This is a genomic window from Micromonospora sp. NPDC051543 (genome assembly GCF_044454415.1).
In the GTDB taxonomy this organism is placed as follows: domain Bacteria; phylum Actinomycetota; class Actinomycetes; order Mycobacteriales; family Micromonosporaceae; genus Micromonospora.
Map to the genome: position 1 here is coordinate 121,365 of NZ_JBITDT010000010.1, position 16,703 is coordinate 138,067.

The 16,703-nt window shown below is 72.1% G+C and carries 11 protein-coding genes and 2 tRNA genes; 7 read left to right on the forward strand and 6 right to left on the reverse strand.

The features are described from left to right. Window positions 1-16 precede the first annotated feature (16 nt). The 5 genes from ACIA3K_RS19545 to ACIA3K_RS19565 form a co-directional block, all read right to left on the reverse strand. The gene (locus ACIA3K_RS19545; RefSeq protein WP_396802672.1) at window positions 17-2,779 is read right to left on the reverse strand and encodes an FtsX-like permease family protein; all 2,763 of its coding nucleotides are present in this window, start codon (window positions 2,777-2,779) and stop codon (window positions 17-19) included. Further along, window positions 2,776-5,946: an FtsX-like permease family protein gene (locus ACIA3K_RS19550; protein ID WP_396802674.1), complete on the reverse strand. Its 3,171-nt coding sequence runs from the start codon at window positions 5,944-5,946 to the stop codon at window positions 2,776-2,778. The genes ACIA3K_RS19545 and ACIA3K_RS19550 overlap by 4 nt, the downstream gene beginning before the upstream one ends. 7 nt (window positions 5,947-5,953) lie before the next feature. Beyond that, window positions 5,954-6,673 carry an ABC transporter ATP-binding protein gene (locus tag ACIA3K_RS19555; RefSeq protein WP_396802676.1) on the reverse strand — a complete coding sequence of 240 codons (720 nt, stop codon included), beginning with the start codon at window positions 6,671-6,673 and terminating at the stop codon, window positions 5,954-5,956. Further along, window positions 6,670-7,602 (reverse strand): ABC transporter ATP-binding protein, encoded by a 933-nt coding sequence (locus tag ACIA3K_RS19560; RefSeq protein WP_396802678.1) that lies wholly within the window; start codon window positions 7,600-7,602, stop codon window positions 6,670-6,672. Before ACIA3K_RS19560 ends, ACIA3K_RS19555 begins: the two co-directional genes overlap by 4 nt. Before the next feature lie 194 nt (window positions 7,603-7,796). Next, window positions 7,797-8,042, reverse strand: a complete 246-nt coding sequence (locus ACIA3K_RS19565; RefSeq protein WP_355051783.1) for a DUF6458 family protein — start codon at window positions 8,040-8,042, stop codon at window positions 7,797-7,799. A gap of 149 nt (window positions 8,043-8,191) precedes the next feature. On the opposite strand from ACIA3K_RS19565, the gene ACIA3K_RS19570 reads away from it, so the two are divergent. Next, window positions 8,192-8,264 (forward strand) — tRNA-Gly (locus ACIA3K_RS19570). Between the two features lie 47 nt (window positions 8,265-8,311). Next, a tRNA-Val gene (locus ACIA3K_RS19575) sits at window positions 8,312-8,386 on the forward strand. A gap of 67 nt (window positions 8,387-8,453) precedes the next feature. Here the strand turns inward: ACIA3K_RS19575 and ACIA3K_RS19580 are convergent. Then, window positions 8,454-9,155, reverse strand: coding sequence for an IclR family transcriptional regulator (locus ACIA3K_RS19580; protein ID WP_396802680.1), 702 nt, complete (start codon window positions 9,153-9,155; stop codon window positions 8,454-8,456). A 503-nt stretch (window positions 9,156-9,658) separates the two neighbouring features. On the opposite strand from ACIA3K_RS19580, the gene ACIA3K_RS19585 reads away from it, so the two are divergent. The 5 genes from ACIA3K_RS19585 to ACIA3K_RS19605 are packed head-to-tail and all read left to right on the forward strand — an operon-like array spanning window position 9,659 to window position 16,690. Then, window positions 9,659-12,700 carry a sugar-binding protein gene (locus ACIA3K_RS19585; RefSeq protein WP_396802682.1) on the forward strand — a complete coding sequence of 1,014 codons (3,042 nt, stop codon included), beginning with the start codon at window positions 9,659-9,661 and terminating at the stop codon, window positions 12,698-12,700. Further along, window positions 12,697-13,593, forward strand: a complete 897-nt coding sequence (locus tag ACIA3K_RS19590; protein WP_396802684.1) for an NAD-dependent epimerase/dehydratase family protein — start codon at window positions 12,697-12,699, stop codon at window positions 13,591-13,593. The genes ACIA3K_RS19585 and ACIA3K_RS19590 overlap by 4 nt, the downstream gene beginning before the upstream one ends. After that, window positions 13,590-14,900: an ABC transporter substrate-binding protein gene (locus ACIA3K_RS19595; RefSeq protein ID WP_396802686.1), complete on the forward strand. Its 1,311-nt coding sequence runs from the start codon at window positions 13,590-13,592 to the stop codon at window positions 14,898-14,900. The genes ACIA3K_RS19590 and ACIA3K_RS19595 overlap by 4 nt, the downstream gene beginning before the upstream one ends. Window positions 14,901-14,906: 6 nt before the next feature. Then, window positions 14,907-15,854, forward strand: a complete 948-nt coding sequence (locus ACIA3K_RS19600) for a carbohydrate ABC transporter permease (RefSeq protein ID WP_396802688.1) — start codon at window positions 14,907-14,909, stop codon at window positions 15,852-15,854. After that, window positions 15,851-16,690, forward strand: a complete 840-nt coding sequence (locus ACIA3K_RS19605; RefSeq protein WP_396802690.1) for a carbohydrate ABC transporter permease — start codon at window positions 15,851-15,853, stop codon at window positions 16,688-16,690. The genes ACIA3K_RS19600 and ACIA3K_RS19605 overlap by 4 nt, the downstream gene beginning before the upstream one ends. Window positions 16,691-16,703 lie beyond the last annotated feature (13 nt).

The following is a 16,703-nucleotide window of genomic DNA, read 5'->3' on the forward strand; positions in this document are numbered from 1 at the left end:
CTCACGCGAAACAGACCTACTCGCCGGCGCGGAGCACCTCGCTCAACCGGTCGCGTCGTCGCAGCGCCGACTCGACGGGTACGACGGTGGCGGCCGCCGCCAGCAGCGCCGTGCCCAGCAGGGCGAGCAGCCACCACGGCAGGATCGCCGCCGGGTCGTCGGCCTGGCCGGTGAGCAGCCGCAGGTCGAGAGGGCCGAACGTCACGCGTGCGAGCAGGGCCCCGAGGAGCGGACCGCACACCGCGACGACCGCGACCGGCGGCAGTAGCTCTCCGGCGGCGACCCAGCGGGCGTCGCGCGGCCGCAGCCCGAGGGTCCGCAGCCGGGTCAGGGTCTGCCACCGTTCGGACGCCCCGGCGGCGGCGGCGAGCGCCAGGCCGAGGAGCCCCAGCGCCAGCAGCACCGCGGCGGCGGCCCACGCCAGCCGGAGGAGCCCCGCGGTCAGCGGAGCCGCTCGCTGCGTCCGCAGGACGTCGGCGCGCGACACGACATCGGCGGCGACGCCGCTGTTCGACACCGCCTGCGCCGCGCCGGGGCCGGTCACCCAGACCGTGTTCGGAACGGCGGGCAGGCCGGCATTGGCGAGAGCCGCGGCGTCCACGAGCACGACGTCGGCGGCGCCGCCGACCGGGGGCGCGGTACCGACCACGGCGAGGTGGATGGCCGGGGCGTCGGCCCGGGGTAGCTGCAGGCGCGTGCCGACCGGCAGCTCGCCGTCGCTCGATCGGACCAGCGCGGGAACCTCTCCAGGGCCGGGGCCGGGGCCAGGCGTCGTGAGGCGGGCCAGCGCGGGCGCGTCGGGCAGTGGGGTGGTGGCCAACAGGCGCTGGAACGCTTCGGCGTCCACGATGACCAGGCGCGGGGCGAACGGTGTCGAGTCCGTGAAGACGCGCGCCGAGTCGGTGACCTGCGCGACGACGACCTGTCCGACCCCCGGAGCGGCGGCGATCTGCTCGGCGATGGCGGGCGTGGCGGCCTTGGCGTCCGCGGCGACGTCGAGGCGGGCGTCGGCGCCGACGACGCTCCACGCGCCGTCGGCGAGCCCTCGGGCGACGGTCGATCCGAGGATGAGCGCGAACGACGCGAGCGCCGTGGCGCTCACCAGCACCAGCAGCGGCAGCGCGCGTCCTGCCGTCGTGACCGCCCGGGCGGCACCGAAGACGGCCAGCGGGCGGCGCGAGCGCAGGGCCTGGCGGAGCGCGAACCGCGCGCCCAGGGGGAGCAGTCGGATCACCACGAGCGCGCCCACGAGCGCGCCCAGGGCGACGGCGCTGACCGGCAGGCTCACGTCGCCGGTCAGCGCACCGGTGCCGCCGTCGGCGGTGACGGGCAGGAGCCCGCGCTGGTGCAGTGTGACCAGGGCGGCGACTGCGGCGATCAGGACAGCGGCCTCCACGACGGCGCGGCGCAGCTGCCCGGTGGCCCGGACCCAGCGCCGAGCGGACGGGTTGGCCGGCTGACGTCGATCTCGGCTGGCGCGGCCGGCGGCGAGGGTGCCGAACGCCGGCCCGGCGACAGCACCGGCCAGGACCACGGGAACGGCCCAGCTCCACGAGACGCCGGGTGCCACCACGCGGGCGAGCGCGAGCCCGACCGCAGCGGCGGACAGGGACACCACTGTGGACTCGATGGCCAGTTCCGCGCCGAGGTCGGGTAACGCCGCCCCGCGCTGCCGGGCGGCGCTCAGCGCCAGGGTTCGGCGGCGGACCAGCAGGTCGGCGGCGAGCAACAGGACCAGGACCGTGGCGGTCAGCACGCCGGTGAGCAACACGGCCGCCTGCGCCCGTACGGCGCTGACCCGGGCGCGGGTCGCGCGCAGGGTGGCGTCGAGCTGCGACTCCCACTTCAGGGAGTCGTCCCGGGCGCCCGACGAGCCGGAAGCCGCCTTGAGCGTGACCACCTGGTCGACCAGGGCCGCGCTGGAAGCCCAGGTGAGCGCGTCGGGGTCGGGGGCGAAGTGGATGGCGCGCCGCAGTTGGTCCTCGTCGACGGCGAGACGGGCGTCCGGCAGCGAGTCGCGCGACAGCAGACCGGCGAACCGGGTGATCCCCACACCGTCGGCGCCGGGTACGGGGCGCAGGAGCGCCGGGGCGAGTCGCCATGCGGGGTCGGCGGTGTCCGTGGGTCGGTAGATCCCGCTGATCCGCAGGTCCTTGTCCCGCCCCCGGTTGTCCTTGGCCGGGATCCGGTCGCCGGGGCGGACATCGAGGGCGGCGGCGTCCGCCTCGGAGATGCCGATCTGCACCGGCCAGGGCGGTCCCTGGTAGGGGGCTTCGACGAACCCGTCGGGGACGGCCCCGGCGGGCGCGTTTCCGGCGATCCAGGTCACCTGCGGGCCGCCGGCGTCACCGGCCAGGTAGGTGAACTGGAAGGTACGCGGCGCGGTGCCGTCGGTGATGCTCAGGACCGGGCCGTCGACGACGGCGATGGGCGGGAGCAGCGCGGCGTCCAGGTCGGGCCCGAGCGCGTACGTCGCCCGGACGCGGAAGTCGTCGACCTCCTTGGCGAGCTCGGCCATCCGCACCCGCCCACCCGTCGGACCGTCGTCGCGTTCCCAGTCGGCGTGTGCGAGGACGTTCGCGTCGTTGGTGGCGCGGCGGACGCTGTCCTGGACGGTGTCGTCGGCGGCCGCGCCGAGCAGCACCGGTACGGCCCCGGCGAGCAGCGCGACAGCCGCGATGACGGCTGCCGAGAGCAGCAGCGGGCCGGCGTCGGCCCGGCCACGGCCACGGACGCTGGGCCAGTGCGGCGCCGGGAACCGGCGGGTCAACTGCTTCACGGCGCCACCCGCAGGTGCGCGGCGTCGGCCCGGCGGACCTGGATGCCGACCACGATGGCGACGGCCAGCAGACATCCGGCCAGCAGTACGGCGAGCAGCGCGGCCTCGGCCGGCCACGGCCAGTGTGGCTGGGCGGCCGGGACGGGCGCGGCGCCGGTGTCGGAGCGTACGAGCAGGGGAGCGACGAGGCGGGTGGCGAGCGCGCCGATGGCCGCGCCCGCCGCGAGCAGCGGCAGCAGTACGCCGGCGTGCTGGCCGAGCAGCACGGTCCGGATGCCGCGCCGGGACATCCCCAGACCGCGCAACCGCGCCACCTCGACGGCACGGAGCTGAAGGTCGCAGGTGACGTGCAGGACGACGCCGGCGAGCAGCAGCAGGGCCGCGGCCGGTACGACGAGCCGGAGCGCGCCCGGCAACCCGGCGCGCAGCGGGCCGCCCAGGAGGCGGGCGGTCTCCACCTCGCGGGTCGCGACGGTGCCCAGGTGCAGGGCGGTGGCCCGCTCGGCCGCGTCGGGGCCGGCCGGATGGCCGACCCACCAGGCGTCCACGGGGAACGTGAGGTCACCGGCGAGCACACGCGCGCGGGACAGCGCGTCCAGATCGGCCAGGAGGGCGACGGCCCCGGGGGCGGACGGTACGGCCGGCACGACCTCGGAGACGACGACCGGGACGGGCGTGGTGCCGACCGTGACGCTGAGCTTGCTGCCGGGGTGGACGCCGACCTCGCTGGCGAAGCGGGCGGAGACGGCGACCGGCACCTCACCGGGGTCCGGGAAGGCGCTGGCGACGAGGGTCCGGGCGGCGTCGTCGGCGCCGTCGAGCTCGACGGTCGCGGCCATCCGCAGCGCGGTTCCGGTCGGTGTGGGGGACAGCCGGACGTTCAGGTCGCTCAGCTTGCTCGGTACCGGTGGGGCGGACGTGGCGGTCCAGTCCGATCCGTCGGTGGACGCCGCCGCCGGCACGGTCAGCGTGACGGCTACGGCCACGGGTCCGCCGGCTACGGGTTCGTCGCCGAAGTCGACGGCGACCGGTAGGGCGACTGCGACGAGGCGCAGCCCGTCGGCCGTCGCGCAGGCGGGAAGCCGCACCTCGCGGCCGTCGAGCGGTACGGCGGGACCGGTGCAGGACGTGCGGAGGCCGGTGACGTCCTGCAGCAGCAGCCGGGGCGTCACGGTGAGCGGGGTGTCGCCGGCCGCCGTTCCGCTGAGTACGAGCGGTGCGCCGGCCAGGACGGCGAGACCGGTGATCCGGGTTGGTGGTGCCAGCGCGGCACCCACGTCCGCCCACTCGCGGTCGTTGTCCAGCCGCCCGCGCAGCAGCGCGTCGGCGCGGGTGGTGTCCACGGCGACCAGGCGTGGCGCTTCGCCGGAGGTCCCGAGCCACTGACCGACGGCGATACCACGGTCGAGGACCGGACTCACCGCCCCCGCGGTGGCCGCGCTGACGAGCGCGCCCTCGCCGGCTGAGGGCGACGTGTTGAGGGTGAGCGCCAGGTCGGTGCCGACCGAGAGCGCGGCCTGGTCGCGCTGCGACTGGTGCCAGGTGGCGTCGAAGGCCAGGCCGAAGGTTCCGGCCGCGCAGGCCAGCCCGACGAGCAGGCCGGCGGCGACCGCCTGGGGCCGGCGGGCGCTCTCGGCGACCGCCAGCGGAAGCGCCAGCCCACGGGCGCGGTAGGCCAGGCGGTCGGCGCCGCGCAGGGCGGGCAGCACCACCCGGAGCGCCAGGGCGGCGCCGGCGGTGAGCAGCAGGGCCGGCGCGAGCACCCGGACCGCGTCGGCGCGCGAGCTGGCGGCGGTGGGCTGCGCGTACAGCTGCCACCATCCGACGGCGGCGAACACCGCGAGCAGCAGGTCGGCGCCGGAGCGGGCCAGCAGCTCGCGGCGGGTGCGCCGCTCGCCGGCCGCCGGGACGGGACGGATCGCCAGGACGGTGAGGACGGCGGCGAGCATCAGCGTGCCCCCGGCGACCGCGAGCACCTGGACGCCGGTGACGGCCGGCCGGACGCTCAGGCCGGCGCCGTCCAGCGGCGGCAGGTGGGTCAGGCCGGCGTGCAGGGCCGACGAGGCCGGTATCGCGAGCGCGATGGCGAGGGCCGCGACGAGCCCGGCCTCGAGGGTCGCGGTGGCGGCGAGTTGACGACGGCTGGTGCCCAGGGCGGAACGCAGGGCGGTCTCGTCGGCGCGGATGCCGGCGGTCAGACGGCCGGCGAGCACGAGCGCCGTCGCGGCCAGGACACCGCCGAGGACGGCGATCGCGAGCACGACGGCGGCGGTCACGTGCCGTTGGTCGTCGGCCGACCGCAGGGTCAGCGACAGGTCGGTGGCGACGCGGGCCATCTGGACGCGGTCGCCGAGGGCGCTGGCCAGCCGTCGGTCGGCACTGTCGACGGCCCCGGCCAAGGTCTCCAGGTCCCGGCGGTTGGCGTGGCTCAGGTCCGGATGGGCGGTGACCTCCAGGCGGTCGACGGTGGCGCCGGTGGTGACCAGGTCGGCGAGGTCGACGAGGAACGGGCCGTAGGCGTTGACCGGTTGCAGGAAGCGACCGTCCCGGTAGCCGGTGGCGGACCCGGCCGCGGCCAGCGGGTCGCGGTCCCAACCGCGCCCGGACAGCGGGCGTACGACACCGACGACGGTCACGTCGATGGCCGGGACGGGCGGGTGGGCCAGTTCGGCGCCGAGGTGCACCCGGCTACCGGGTGCGAGGCCGAGCAGGTGGGCGGTGGACTCCAGGAGCACCGCGTCGCCGGGGCGCTGGGGCCAGCGTCCGGTGACCAGCTCGGCCCGGGCCGGCAGGTCGTCGAGCCCCGACAGGTACGCCTGTGGGCCGACGGTGGTGCCCGGGGCGAGCGCGGGCGGTAGTGCCCGCAGCACCGTCGACGCCCGCGCGGTGGTGGTGAGCGGGAACGGCGCCAGCGCGGAGGTCACTCCGGCGCGGGTGTCGGCGAGGACGGACGACGCGTCGGCGCCGTCGACGGCGCCGGTGTAGACGGTCGCGTCGACGGCGGCGGGAGCGGCGCGGGCCAGGGCGACCTCCAGGGCCCGCTCGGCGGTGCGGGTGACCAGCAGCGTGCAGGTGCCCAGCAGGGTCGCGCCGATCGTGACGACCCCGAGGAGGGCCGCGAGCAGCGGCCACTGCGCGCGGGCGCGGCGGCGGATGAGCCTCAGCATCGCCGTGTCACCCGGCGTCCGGCACGGGCTCGTACGCCTGCTCGGCCGCCTGTTCGTCGAGGTGCCCGTCGTGAATGCGGATCACCCGGTCGGCCAGGGCCATCATCACCGCGTCGTGCGTCGACACGAGCACCGTGACGCCCTCGGACTCCGCCACCCCGCGCAGCAGGGCCATCACCGACAGGCCCGTCTCGGCGTCCAGTTGGCCGGTCGGCTCGTCGGCGAGCAGGAGCCGGGGCGAGGCGGCCAGCGCGCGGGCGATCGCCACCCGTTGCTGCTGGCCGCCGGACATCTCGGCCGGCCGTTGCTGGGCGTGGTCGGCCAGGCCGACCAGTTCCAGCAGCAACTCGACCCGACGCTCGCGCTCGGCCGGGGCGACGCGGGCCAGCCGCAGTGGCGCGGCGACGTTCTCCGCGGCCGACAGCACGGGGATCAACCCGAAGTTCTGGAAGACGTACGACACCTTCTCGCGCCGCAGCCGGGACAGGCCGTCCTCGTCGAGCGTGGTGACGTCGGTGCCGTCGACGTGCACGGTGCCGGCGTCGGGGCGGTCCAGGCCGCCGATGACGTTGAGCAGGGTGGTCTTGCCCGAGCCGGACCGGCCGACGAGCGCCACCATGGAACCGGCGGCGACCTCGAACGACACACCGCGCAGGGCGTGCACGACGGTCGGCCCGGCGCGGAAGCTCCGGTGCACGTCCCGAACCCGCAGCAGCGGCTCGCTCATTCGCCGCTGCGCGAGTCGGAGCGGATCGTGATCTGGTCGGGTTCCAGGGCCAGCCGGACCCGTCGGGTCAGCGCCAGCGCCTGGCGGAATTCGCGGGGCACCTGGACCCGCCCGGCCCGGTCCATCACGGCGTACTCCTCGGCGGTCATGTGGGTGTCGCCCTCCGCGTTGGTGGTGGTGCGGCGCAGCACCTCGCTGCTGGTGCGACCGTCGCGGATCGCGACGGTCCGTTCGACCTGGCCGCTGACCGCCGGGTCGTGGGTGACCACGACGACGGTGACGCCGTAGCGTCGGTTGACGTCGCGCAGTACGCCGAAGACCTCGGCGGACGTGGCGGCGTCCAACTCGCCGGTCGGCTCGTCGGCGAGCAGGACCCGTGGCTGGTTGGCCAGGGCCACCGCGATCGCGACCCGCATCTGCTGCCCACCGGAGAGTTGGCCGGGGCGGCGGTCGGCGCAGTCGGCGACGCCGAGGCTGTCCAGCAGGTCGGCCGCGCGCTCCTGCCGTTCCTTCTTCGCGGTACGGGCCGCCGTCATCGGCAGGTCCACCATCTCCCGCGCGGTCAGGTACGGGATGAGGTTGCTCGCCGTCTGCTGCCGGACGAAACCGACGGTGTGCCGCCGGTACTCCACCCGGTCCGCGCGGGACATCGCCAGCAGGTTCCACGTGTCGACCCGGACCCGTCCGGCGGTGGGGGCGTCGATGCCGGCCAGGATCGACAGCAGCGTCGACTTGCCTGATCCGGAGGCGCCGACCACGGCGACCATCTCACCGCTCTCCACGGCCAGGTCCAGTCCCTGAAGTGCCTGCACCTCGATCGAACCGGTCTGGTAGATCCGTACCAGGTTCTCGCAGACGATGAGCGCGTCCCGACCGAACTCGGTCGCCCGCGCGGACGGCTGCGGCAGGGACAGCGGTGTGGTGGACATTCCCAGCAGTCTCGCAACCGGCGGCTTCGTTGACCATGCCCCCGGGCGGCTTTTCTGGACCGGGGAACGAGGATCCGCCGTCGGTCGGTCAGAAGGTCAACAGCCGGATAACGCGGGCGCGTGCCGGGCCTCACCAGAGCAACGTGAACGGGCCGGCATCCTCGGAGGTCGCCGGCCCGTTTCACCCGAACCCTTCACAGCGGTGGGGCGATGTCCCGCCGCTCCTCGACCCGGCGGTACTCGACCGGCTGCTCGGTGGTGGTCACGACCGCGGCACGGCGGCGCTGGAAGATCAACGCCGTCATGATCAGGCCGAGGACGCCGGCGCCCATCAGGATCCAGCCGACCACGTCGAGGTTGATGCCGCCGACGCTCGCGTCGAGGGCGAAGGTGAGAATCGCGCCGAGCGCGATCAGGAAGATGCTGGTGCCGATACCCACGACAGCCTCCTTAGGGGGTGTGGTGTGCTGTCGAGGTTCATCAGTACCCCGCAGTCGAGCAGCGCAATCGCGGTCGCCCGAGGGCGGCGCGGCGGCCGATCTTGGCATCGGGTAGAGTTTGCTCCGTCGCCGGCGGTAGCCGGGGACGTGCGGACGTAGCGCAGCTGGTAGCGCATCACCTTGCCAAGGTGAGGGTCGCGGGTTCGAATCCCGTCGTCCGCTCGCGATCCGTCTCGACGGGCCTGACTGCCGGTTCGAGCGGGCACCATGGGCGATTGGCGCAGTGGGAGCGCGCTTCCTTGACACGGAAGAGGTCACTGGTTCAAACCCAGTATCGCCCACCACCTCTTTGCGCAGTTCAATGGCCCGTTACCGGATCTCCGGTAACGGGCATCTTGTTTCTGCCCCGCCTCAGCCCTTCTTGTCTATCTTCTCCGCCGCGTGGCGCAGTGCGCTGACGAGTTCAGGTAGGTGCGCGTCCGGGAAGTGGCCGGACATGCCGATCGCGGCGTACGGCGCCGAGCCGACGGTGACGGCGACGGTGCGTTCGGTCTTGCCGGAGCGCAGGGCGAAACCGGCTTCGCGGATCTCCGCAAGGTCGGTGAGCACCTGCTCGACCGGGATGTCGTTCGCGCTGGCGGCCCACGTGGCGCGGACGTTCTCGTCGTCCTGGGAGGCCAGTAGGGCCATTCCGAGCCCGGACCGGGCGACCGGGAACAGGCCGATCCGGCCGAGGGCCGTGCTGGTGTCCATGCCCGGGTCGGCGTGGTACAGGTACGACATCTGGTCGCGCCAGAGCACGCCCATGGCCACCGTGTGACCGTGGACGTGCAGCTCGCCGAGCGGCCCGAGCGCGCGGCGGATCAGGCCCGATCCGAAGAGGCTCTGCGCGGCCAGGGCGTGGATTCCCGGGCCGGGACGATAGCGGCGCCGTTCGTCCTGTTCGATCAGCCGGATGTGCGCGAGGGTCTTGAGCAGCCGGTTCGCGCGAGAGGGCTCCAGCCCGAGCCGCCGTGCCACCTCGCGTGAGCCGAGGGCCTCAGCGGAGCTGGCCAGCAACTGCAGGCAGTCGAGCCCATCCTGGAGCGACTTGTTCGGCTGAGACGGCAGCATGTTGCATTTATAGCATCACTCCGAGCGCGGACGCTACGGGATCGTGTCGCGTACGTTTCGATGGAGTGTCTTGACGGTGCTATTACTGCACCATTACGCTCGCCGCACTTGACCAACGATCCCGCCTGGTCGCCGCAGTCGACCCTGCTAGACCAGGCGCGATGAGTGCTGCCCGGGTCGGTTTCTCACATCACGGGGTGGGTCCCGGCGGCTTGCCGCCATGGACGGAAAGGCGCCACATGCTGCGAACCGTGGCGAGCCGGTCGGCTCGCCACGCGCCCAAGTCACGGGACGACGATGCGCCAACGAGCGGACCGTGGCTGAGCCGAGAGGTGACGAACTTGACACGACCCTCGAACGTGCGCCGCCACAGGTGGCGGACGCACGTCGCGGCCGGACTGGCCGTTCTCATCGGTCTACCCATGATCGGCGTCGCGCCTCCAGCGTTCGCCGACGCCGCCGCGGCGTCCGCGGTGCTTTCGGCTCCTCCACAGTGGAACGGGATGGCCGGCAATCCCGGCGACGCCTCCGGCCAGATCTCCGCGGCGGCCACCGAGCGGGGCGGCCGTCCCTGCTGGACCACCACGCAGACGCCGATCGCCAATGACTTCCTGTACTTCCGGGTCGACGCCGCCCGACAGCCGGCCACCACCGGGTACGCGTTCGTCAAGGTCAGCTACTTCGACGCCGGCCCCGGACACTTCACGATCCAGTACGACGGCACGGGGCAGAACCGGGCCGGCGACGCCGTCCCGCTGACCGGCGGGAACGTCTGGCGTTCCTACGTCTTCCAGTTAGCCGACGCCGAGTTCAAGGGCGATCTGCCGTCCGGCGCCGACTTCCGCATCGCCTCCTGGGACAGCCGGCTCGGGCGGTCGGCGACCGACCTGTGCGTCTCCGACGTCTCGGTCAGCTTCAGCACGGCCGAGGCGGTGCGGATCACCGCGACGAACCTGGTCTTCAGTGGATCCGAGCCGCGGACCATCCCGGTGACCTCCAGCGCGGCCAGCGTGAGCTGGGCGGTCGCCGACGAGCAGGGCGTGCCGGCGGGCAGCGGCACGGCCGCGGTGTCCGGTGGCACGGCGACGGTCAACCTCGCCACGGTCAAGCCCGGCTACTACACCCTCGGCGTCACGGCCGAGGTGGGGGGACTCCCGGTCACCAAGTACACGCCGGTGGCGCTGCTGGACGCGCTTCCCGCCGACGCCCGCAGACCCGGGGCGCCGTGGGGAGTCGGGACCCACTTCTCCCAGAGCGACCCGGCCAGTCTCATTCCCACGATGGCGAAGGTCGGTTACACCCACGTCCGCGACGCCCTTTCCTGGCAGCACGTGGAGAAGACCGCCGGCACCTACACCATGCCCACCTACGGAGCCCCGTTCCTCAACGGGCTGGCCGCCAACGGCATGGAGCCTCTGCTGGTCGCGGCGTTCGCCAATCCGCTCTACGACGGCGGAAAGACACCGAGCACGCCGGAGGGCCACGCCGCCTTCGCCGCCTACGCCTCGGCGATGCTCACCCTCTCCGGTACCAACAAGATCGAGGTGTACAACGAGTTCGACGGGGGCTTCAACAACGGCCTGTGCGGTCGTACCCCGGAGTGCTACCTGCCTCTGTTGCAGAAGACCTACGCCAAGGTCAAGGCCGACCACCCGCAGGCCGAGGTCGTCGCGCCGGCCGGCGGCGGACCCGCGTGGTGGGAGGAGCTGTTCCAGATCGGCGGCCTGCAGTACATGGACCGCTTCAGCGCGCACCTCTACGGATTCCCGGCACCGCCGGAGGTCCGCGGTGTGACCATGATCCCGACGTTCAAAGACCTGATCCGCCGCTACAACAACGGTCGTGACATGCCGATCGACATCACCGAGAACGGATACCCGACCCACACCAGCGGTGGCGTCACCGAACTGCAGCAGGGCGACTACCTGGTCCGCACGGCGAGCCTGGCCGTGGCCAACGGGGCCAGCCGCTACTACTGGTACGACTTCCTCAACGACGGCACGACCGCGTCGAACCAGGAGTACAACTTCGGCGTGATGCGCCGTCCCGGGTACCTGGGGATGAACGCCTACGCCCCGAAGCCGGCGCTGGTCACGCAGTCGGTGCTGATCCGCCAGCTCGCCGGTCTTGATTTCCGTACCGCCGACAACCTGGGCTCGGGTGTCTACTCGTACGAGTTCGCTGGCGGGGCCGGCAAGACGCCGGTCCGGGTGATGTGGGCGACCACACCGACCCAGGTGGAGCTGAGCACCACCACCCCCGTCACGGTCACCAACGCCTACGGCCGGTCGAACACCCTGGAACCCCTACAGGGCAAGGTGACGCTGGACCTGACCGAGCACCCGGTCTTCACCAGGGGCAAGCCGACGGCCCTCGCGGTGAGCAACCCGAAGGTCTACTCCGTCTCGGTTCCGGACACGGTCGCGGTCGGCGACGACATCCCGGTGACGCTGAAGGTGGACCGGACCCACGGCGGTGGGGGCACGTGGACCAACTTCCAGATCGAGGACAGCACCTACGCGGTGTACGCGCCGGCCGGGCAGGTGGGAACGAAGACCGTCACCGTTCCCGGCAGTACGGTGAAGGGCCCGCGAACGGTGCACGTGCGGGCCGGGTCCGGCGGATCGGCGTCGATGGTGCTGCGCGACGACGCGATGATCACCGATCCGGTGGTGGCGACCGTCGATCCGATCGTGACGTCGGTCGGGCCGCTCGGTGGGTCGCTGCGGGTGAAGATCACCAACAACAAGTCGGCGACGGCTCTGAACGTCGCACAGATCGCGTGGACGGTGGGGACGCAGAGCGGCACGGTGAGCGGCGTCGCCCCGGTACCGCCGAACTCCGTCACCTCGGTCGACATACCGGTCGCGGGGATCGTCCCCTGGAAGTCGTACGACATGTCGGTGCGCGTCGACACGACACAGTTGGGCGCGTTCCGGGCCGGTGGGACCGTCGGCTTCAACCCGATCGAGGCCGACGGACAGAACACGGTCGTACCCGTGAATCTGGCGGCCGACGGCGCGGTCGACTACCGGCGGGTTCCCTACGGCGGCACGTCGGACCTGTCGGGCACCGTCAAGCTCACCCGCACCGCGGACGCCCTGTGGTTGACGGCCGACGTGACCGACAACGTCCACGCCCAGACGAAGACGGCCGGCAGTATGTGGGACGGCGACTCCATCCAACTGGCGGTCAGCCCCGACCTTCCGGGGCGGTCGACCGCACGCGTCGAGATCGGCGCGGCGCTGCTGGGCACCGGTCCGGCCGTGTACACCTTCACGCCACCGGCCGGCGGGGTGGCCGGGGCGACGCCGGGCGCGACGGCGGCGATCGTCCGGAACGGGACCACCACCTCCTACCGCGTGTCGGTGCCCTGGTCCGCACTCGGGCTCAGCGGTCCGCCCTCCGCGCCGGTCGCCCTGTCCTTCGTGGTCAACGATGACGACGACGGCATCGGCCGGGCCGGCTGGATCCAGTGGGGCGGCGGCATCGTCCTGGCCAAGAACACCGCGGAGTTCCGGCCGGTGCAGGTGATGGCGCCGTGAGCGGGCCCCGGCGGATCCTGGTCACCGGTGCGGCCGGGCGGCTGGGCCGGGCGGCCCTGACGCTCTTCGCCGACCAGCTCATCCCCACCACCGGTCTCGACCTGCACGACCCGGGCGACACCCGGGCGGACCGGATGGTGACCGGATCCGCCGGGGACCCCATCGTGGTACGCGACGCCCTCGCTGAGGTCGACGCCGTCTTCCACTGCGCGGCGATTCCCGCGCCCACCCTCGGCACACCGCACGAGGTGTTCACCACCAACACCCAGGCGACGTTCACCGTGCTGGAGGAGGCGGCTCAGCGGGGCGTCCGCCGGGCCGTCATCGCCAGCAGCCTGTCGGTGACCGGTCTGCCCTGGTCGCCGCACCCGCAGACACCGGCGTACCTGCCCATCGACGAGGATCTGCCGCTGCAGGTGGCCGACCCGTACGCGCTGTCGAAGCAGACCGACGAGGCGATCGGCGCCATGATGGCCCGCCGGCACGGGATGACCGTCGTCGCACTGCGCCTGCCGCTGCTCGGCGGTCCCGGCGATCAGTTCGAGAAGTACGCCCGCAACTACGTCGAACACCCGTCGTGGGGGGCCAAGGAGATGTGGGCGTACCTGGACACCCGCGACGCCGCCCGCGCCGGCCTGTTGGCCCTCACCGCCCCCGTGACCGGATTCCACGCGGTGTTCGTCGCCGCGCCGGACACCCTGAGCGCCACCGACACGGAGGCGCTGCTGGACGAACACCTACCGGGGGTGCCCCGGCGGACGCGACTGACCGGGCGGAGCGTCGCCATCGACACCGGTCTGGCCACGCGGCTGCTCGGCTTCACCCCCGAGCACCTCTATCCACTGTCCCCACCCGGACAGCCACCATTCTCAGATCAGGAAGTGACGCCATGACACGTACGATCAGCCGCCGGCGCCTGCTCGCGGGCGCGGCCGGACTGGGGTCCGCCGCCCTCCTGGCGGCCTGCGGCAAGGACGAGTCCGGTGACACCGGCACGGTGACCCTCAACGTCTGGGGCGGAGTGCCTGCGGAGAACGGACCCGACGCCCTGTTCGCCGCGTTCACCGCGAAGCACCCGAACATCAAGGTCAAGTACACCCGTTTCGTCAACGACGATCAGGGCAACCTCAAGCTCGACACCGCGCTGCAGGGCGGTCTCGAGATCGACGTGGTCGTGTCGTACGCGCGCTCGGCCCTGGCCAAGCGCGTCGAGGCGGGTCTGCTCACCGACCTCACCGACCAGCTCGCCGGTGACCCGGTGTTGAAGGTCTTCGCCCCCGGCGCGAATCCGGCCAGCAACTACTTCTTCGACGGTAAGGCGTACTCCGCCCCGGCCAGCCGCAGCGTGGAGACGGTGCTGGCGAACAAGAGCCTGCTCGACAAGGCCGGCGTCACCGTCCCCACGGACTGGACGACCGCCGACTTCCGCGCGATCGCGAAACAGCTGTCCGGCAACGGCGTGTACGGATGTCTCATCCCGCCGGACCTTGCCCGCCAGCAGCTCGGCCCGGACTTCACCTACAAGGCCGGCGGCCACGAGTCCAACTTCGACCACCCGGCGTTCCGGCAGAACTTCCAGCTCCGGCTCGACATGATGGCCGAGAAGTCCGCCGTCCCGATGACCGAGATCGTCGCCCAGAAGTGGGACGCGTTCGCCCAGACCCCGTTCCTCACGGGCAAGGTCGCGATGTGGATCTCCCAGCCGTTCGTCATGCGCTACATCAAGGACACCAAGGAGTATCCGCACGACTTCAAGACCGTTCTGCTGCCGATGCCGGCGCCGCAGAAGGGCGCGCAGTTCTGGAACACCGGTGCGTACGGCGACAACGTGGCCATCACCAAGAAGTCCAAGCACCAGGACGCCGCCTTCACGCTCCTGCAGTTCTGGCTCGGCGAAGGCGCAGCCCACATGGTGCCCGGCGGCCGGCTCCCGTCGCTGCCCGGGGGCGACACCGCCAAGCTGGCCGCCGATCTGGGCGGACCCGACGCCGCGAAGCTGTTCGACGAGCAGTCGCTGGTCACCAACCTGCTGACCTCGGACGCGCGGATCCCCGTGGACGCCATCCAGACGGCACACGCGGAGGTCTCCACGATCGTGAACGGGCTCAACCAGCGGGTCCTGCTCGGGAACATCAGCCTCGACGAGTGGGCCCGGACCGCCAAGCAACAGTGCGACGCCGCGATCAAAAAGGCGGCCTAGAGACACATGCAGACTCTGGTTGGGTCGGCCCGGTCACCGGTACCGGCCGTCGTACGGGAGAAGAAGCGCCGGCCCGCCGGGGTCCGTTCCTGGTTGCCGTGGGTGTTCATCGCCCCCAATCTCATCGGACTGATCGCCTTCACCCTCGGTCCGATGCTGGCCGGGCTGGGCATCGCGTTCACCCGCTGGAACGTGCTGTCCGGCCTGGGCGGGATCGAGTGGGTCGGCCTGGACAACTTCACCGAACTGTTCGCCGACCCCAAGTTCTGGAAAGCCCTGGGCCGCACGGTGTTCTTCGCCGGCCTCGGCGTTCCGCTGTCGATCGCGTTCGGCCTGCTGCTCGCGCTGGCCCTCAACCGACCGCTGGTCGGCCGGGCCGCGTTGCGGGTCGTGTTCTTCGTGCCCAGCATGGTCAACACGGTCGCCATCGGTATGGTCTGGCTGCTCGTGCTCAACCCCAGCGCCGGGCTGCTCAACCAGGCCCTGCGGTTCCTGGGTCTGTCCGAGCCGCCGACCTGGCTGGTGTCCGAGAACTGGGCTCTGCCGGCCCTCGTGCTCATCCAGGTGTGGGCCGGCATGGGCTACCAAGCAGTGATCTACCTGGCCGCTCTCCAGGAACTGCCCCAGGACCTGCACGAGGCGGCGATGATCGACGGCGCCGGCGCGTGGCGCCGGTTCCGCACCATCACGTGGCCGAGCCTCATGCCGACCACCGTCTTCCTGGCGATCACGTCGTTCATCGGCACGTCGCAGGGGTTCGGGTTGATCGCCTTCCTGACCGGCGGCGGCCCGGGGGAGTCCACCACCGTGCTGGCCTACTACATGTACCAGTCCGGATTCCAGGCCTACAAGTTCGGCTACGCCGCGGCGATCGGCGTCGTCACGTTCGCCGCGGTACTGCTGCTGACGCTGCTGCTGTGGCGGTTCCAGAAGGGACGGGGGCTCTACACATGACCCGCAGCCGTACAGACCGGACCCTGCGCACCTGGTTGCTGAGCGTCGTCATGTGGGCGATCGCCGTGCTCTTCGCCCTTCCGCTGGTGTGGATGATCTCGGCTTCGCTCAAACGCAACATCGACGTGTTCACGCTTCCGGTGACGTGGATTCCCGACCCGGTCCGGTGGGTCAACTACGCGGACGTGTGGGCCGGCGACCCACCCCTGCTGCGCTACTTCGCCAACTCCCTGATCGTGGCGACGGTCGCCGTCGCCGGCGAGCTGTTCACGTCCTCCCTGGCCGGGTACGCCTTCGCCCGGATGCGGTTCAAGGGTCGCGACCGCCTCTTCCTGCTCTACATCGCGACCTCGATCGTGCCGACCCAGTTGCTGCTCGTGCCCCGGTTCATGTTCTTCCAGGCCGTCGGCCTGTACGACACCCTGTGGGCGCTGATCCTGCCGAGCATGTTCACCGTCTTCGGCACCTTCCTGATGCGCCAGCACTTCTCCGCCGTACCCGGGGAACTGGCCGAGGCCGCACGCATCGACGGTGCCGGCGAGTGGTCGATCTACTGGCGTATCTACCTGCCGATGGCGAAGCCCGTCCTCGCGGCACTGGCGATTCTCGGCTTCGTCTGGTCGTGGAACAGCTACGAGACGCCGCTGATCATGCTGTCCACCGACGAGAACTACACGCTTCCCGTCGGCCTGACCCGTTTCGTCGACGGCGACGGCGGCCTCGCCGGTGGCCTGTCGATGGCCGCGGCCACCTCCTCGGTCGTACCGATGATCATCGTGTTCCTCGTGTTCCAGCGCCAGTTCCTGTCCGCACTGAGCCGCACGGGGCTCAAGTGACACCGACGGAGGC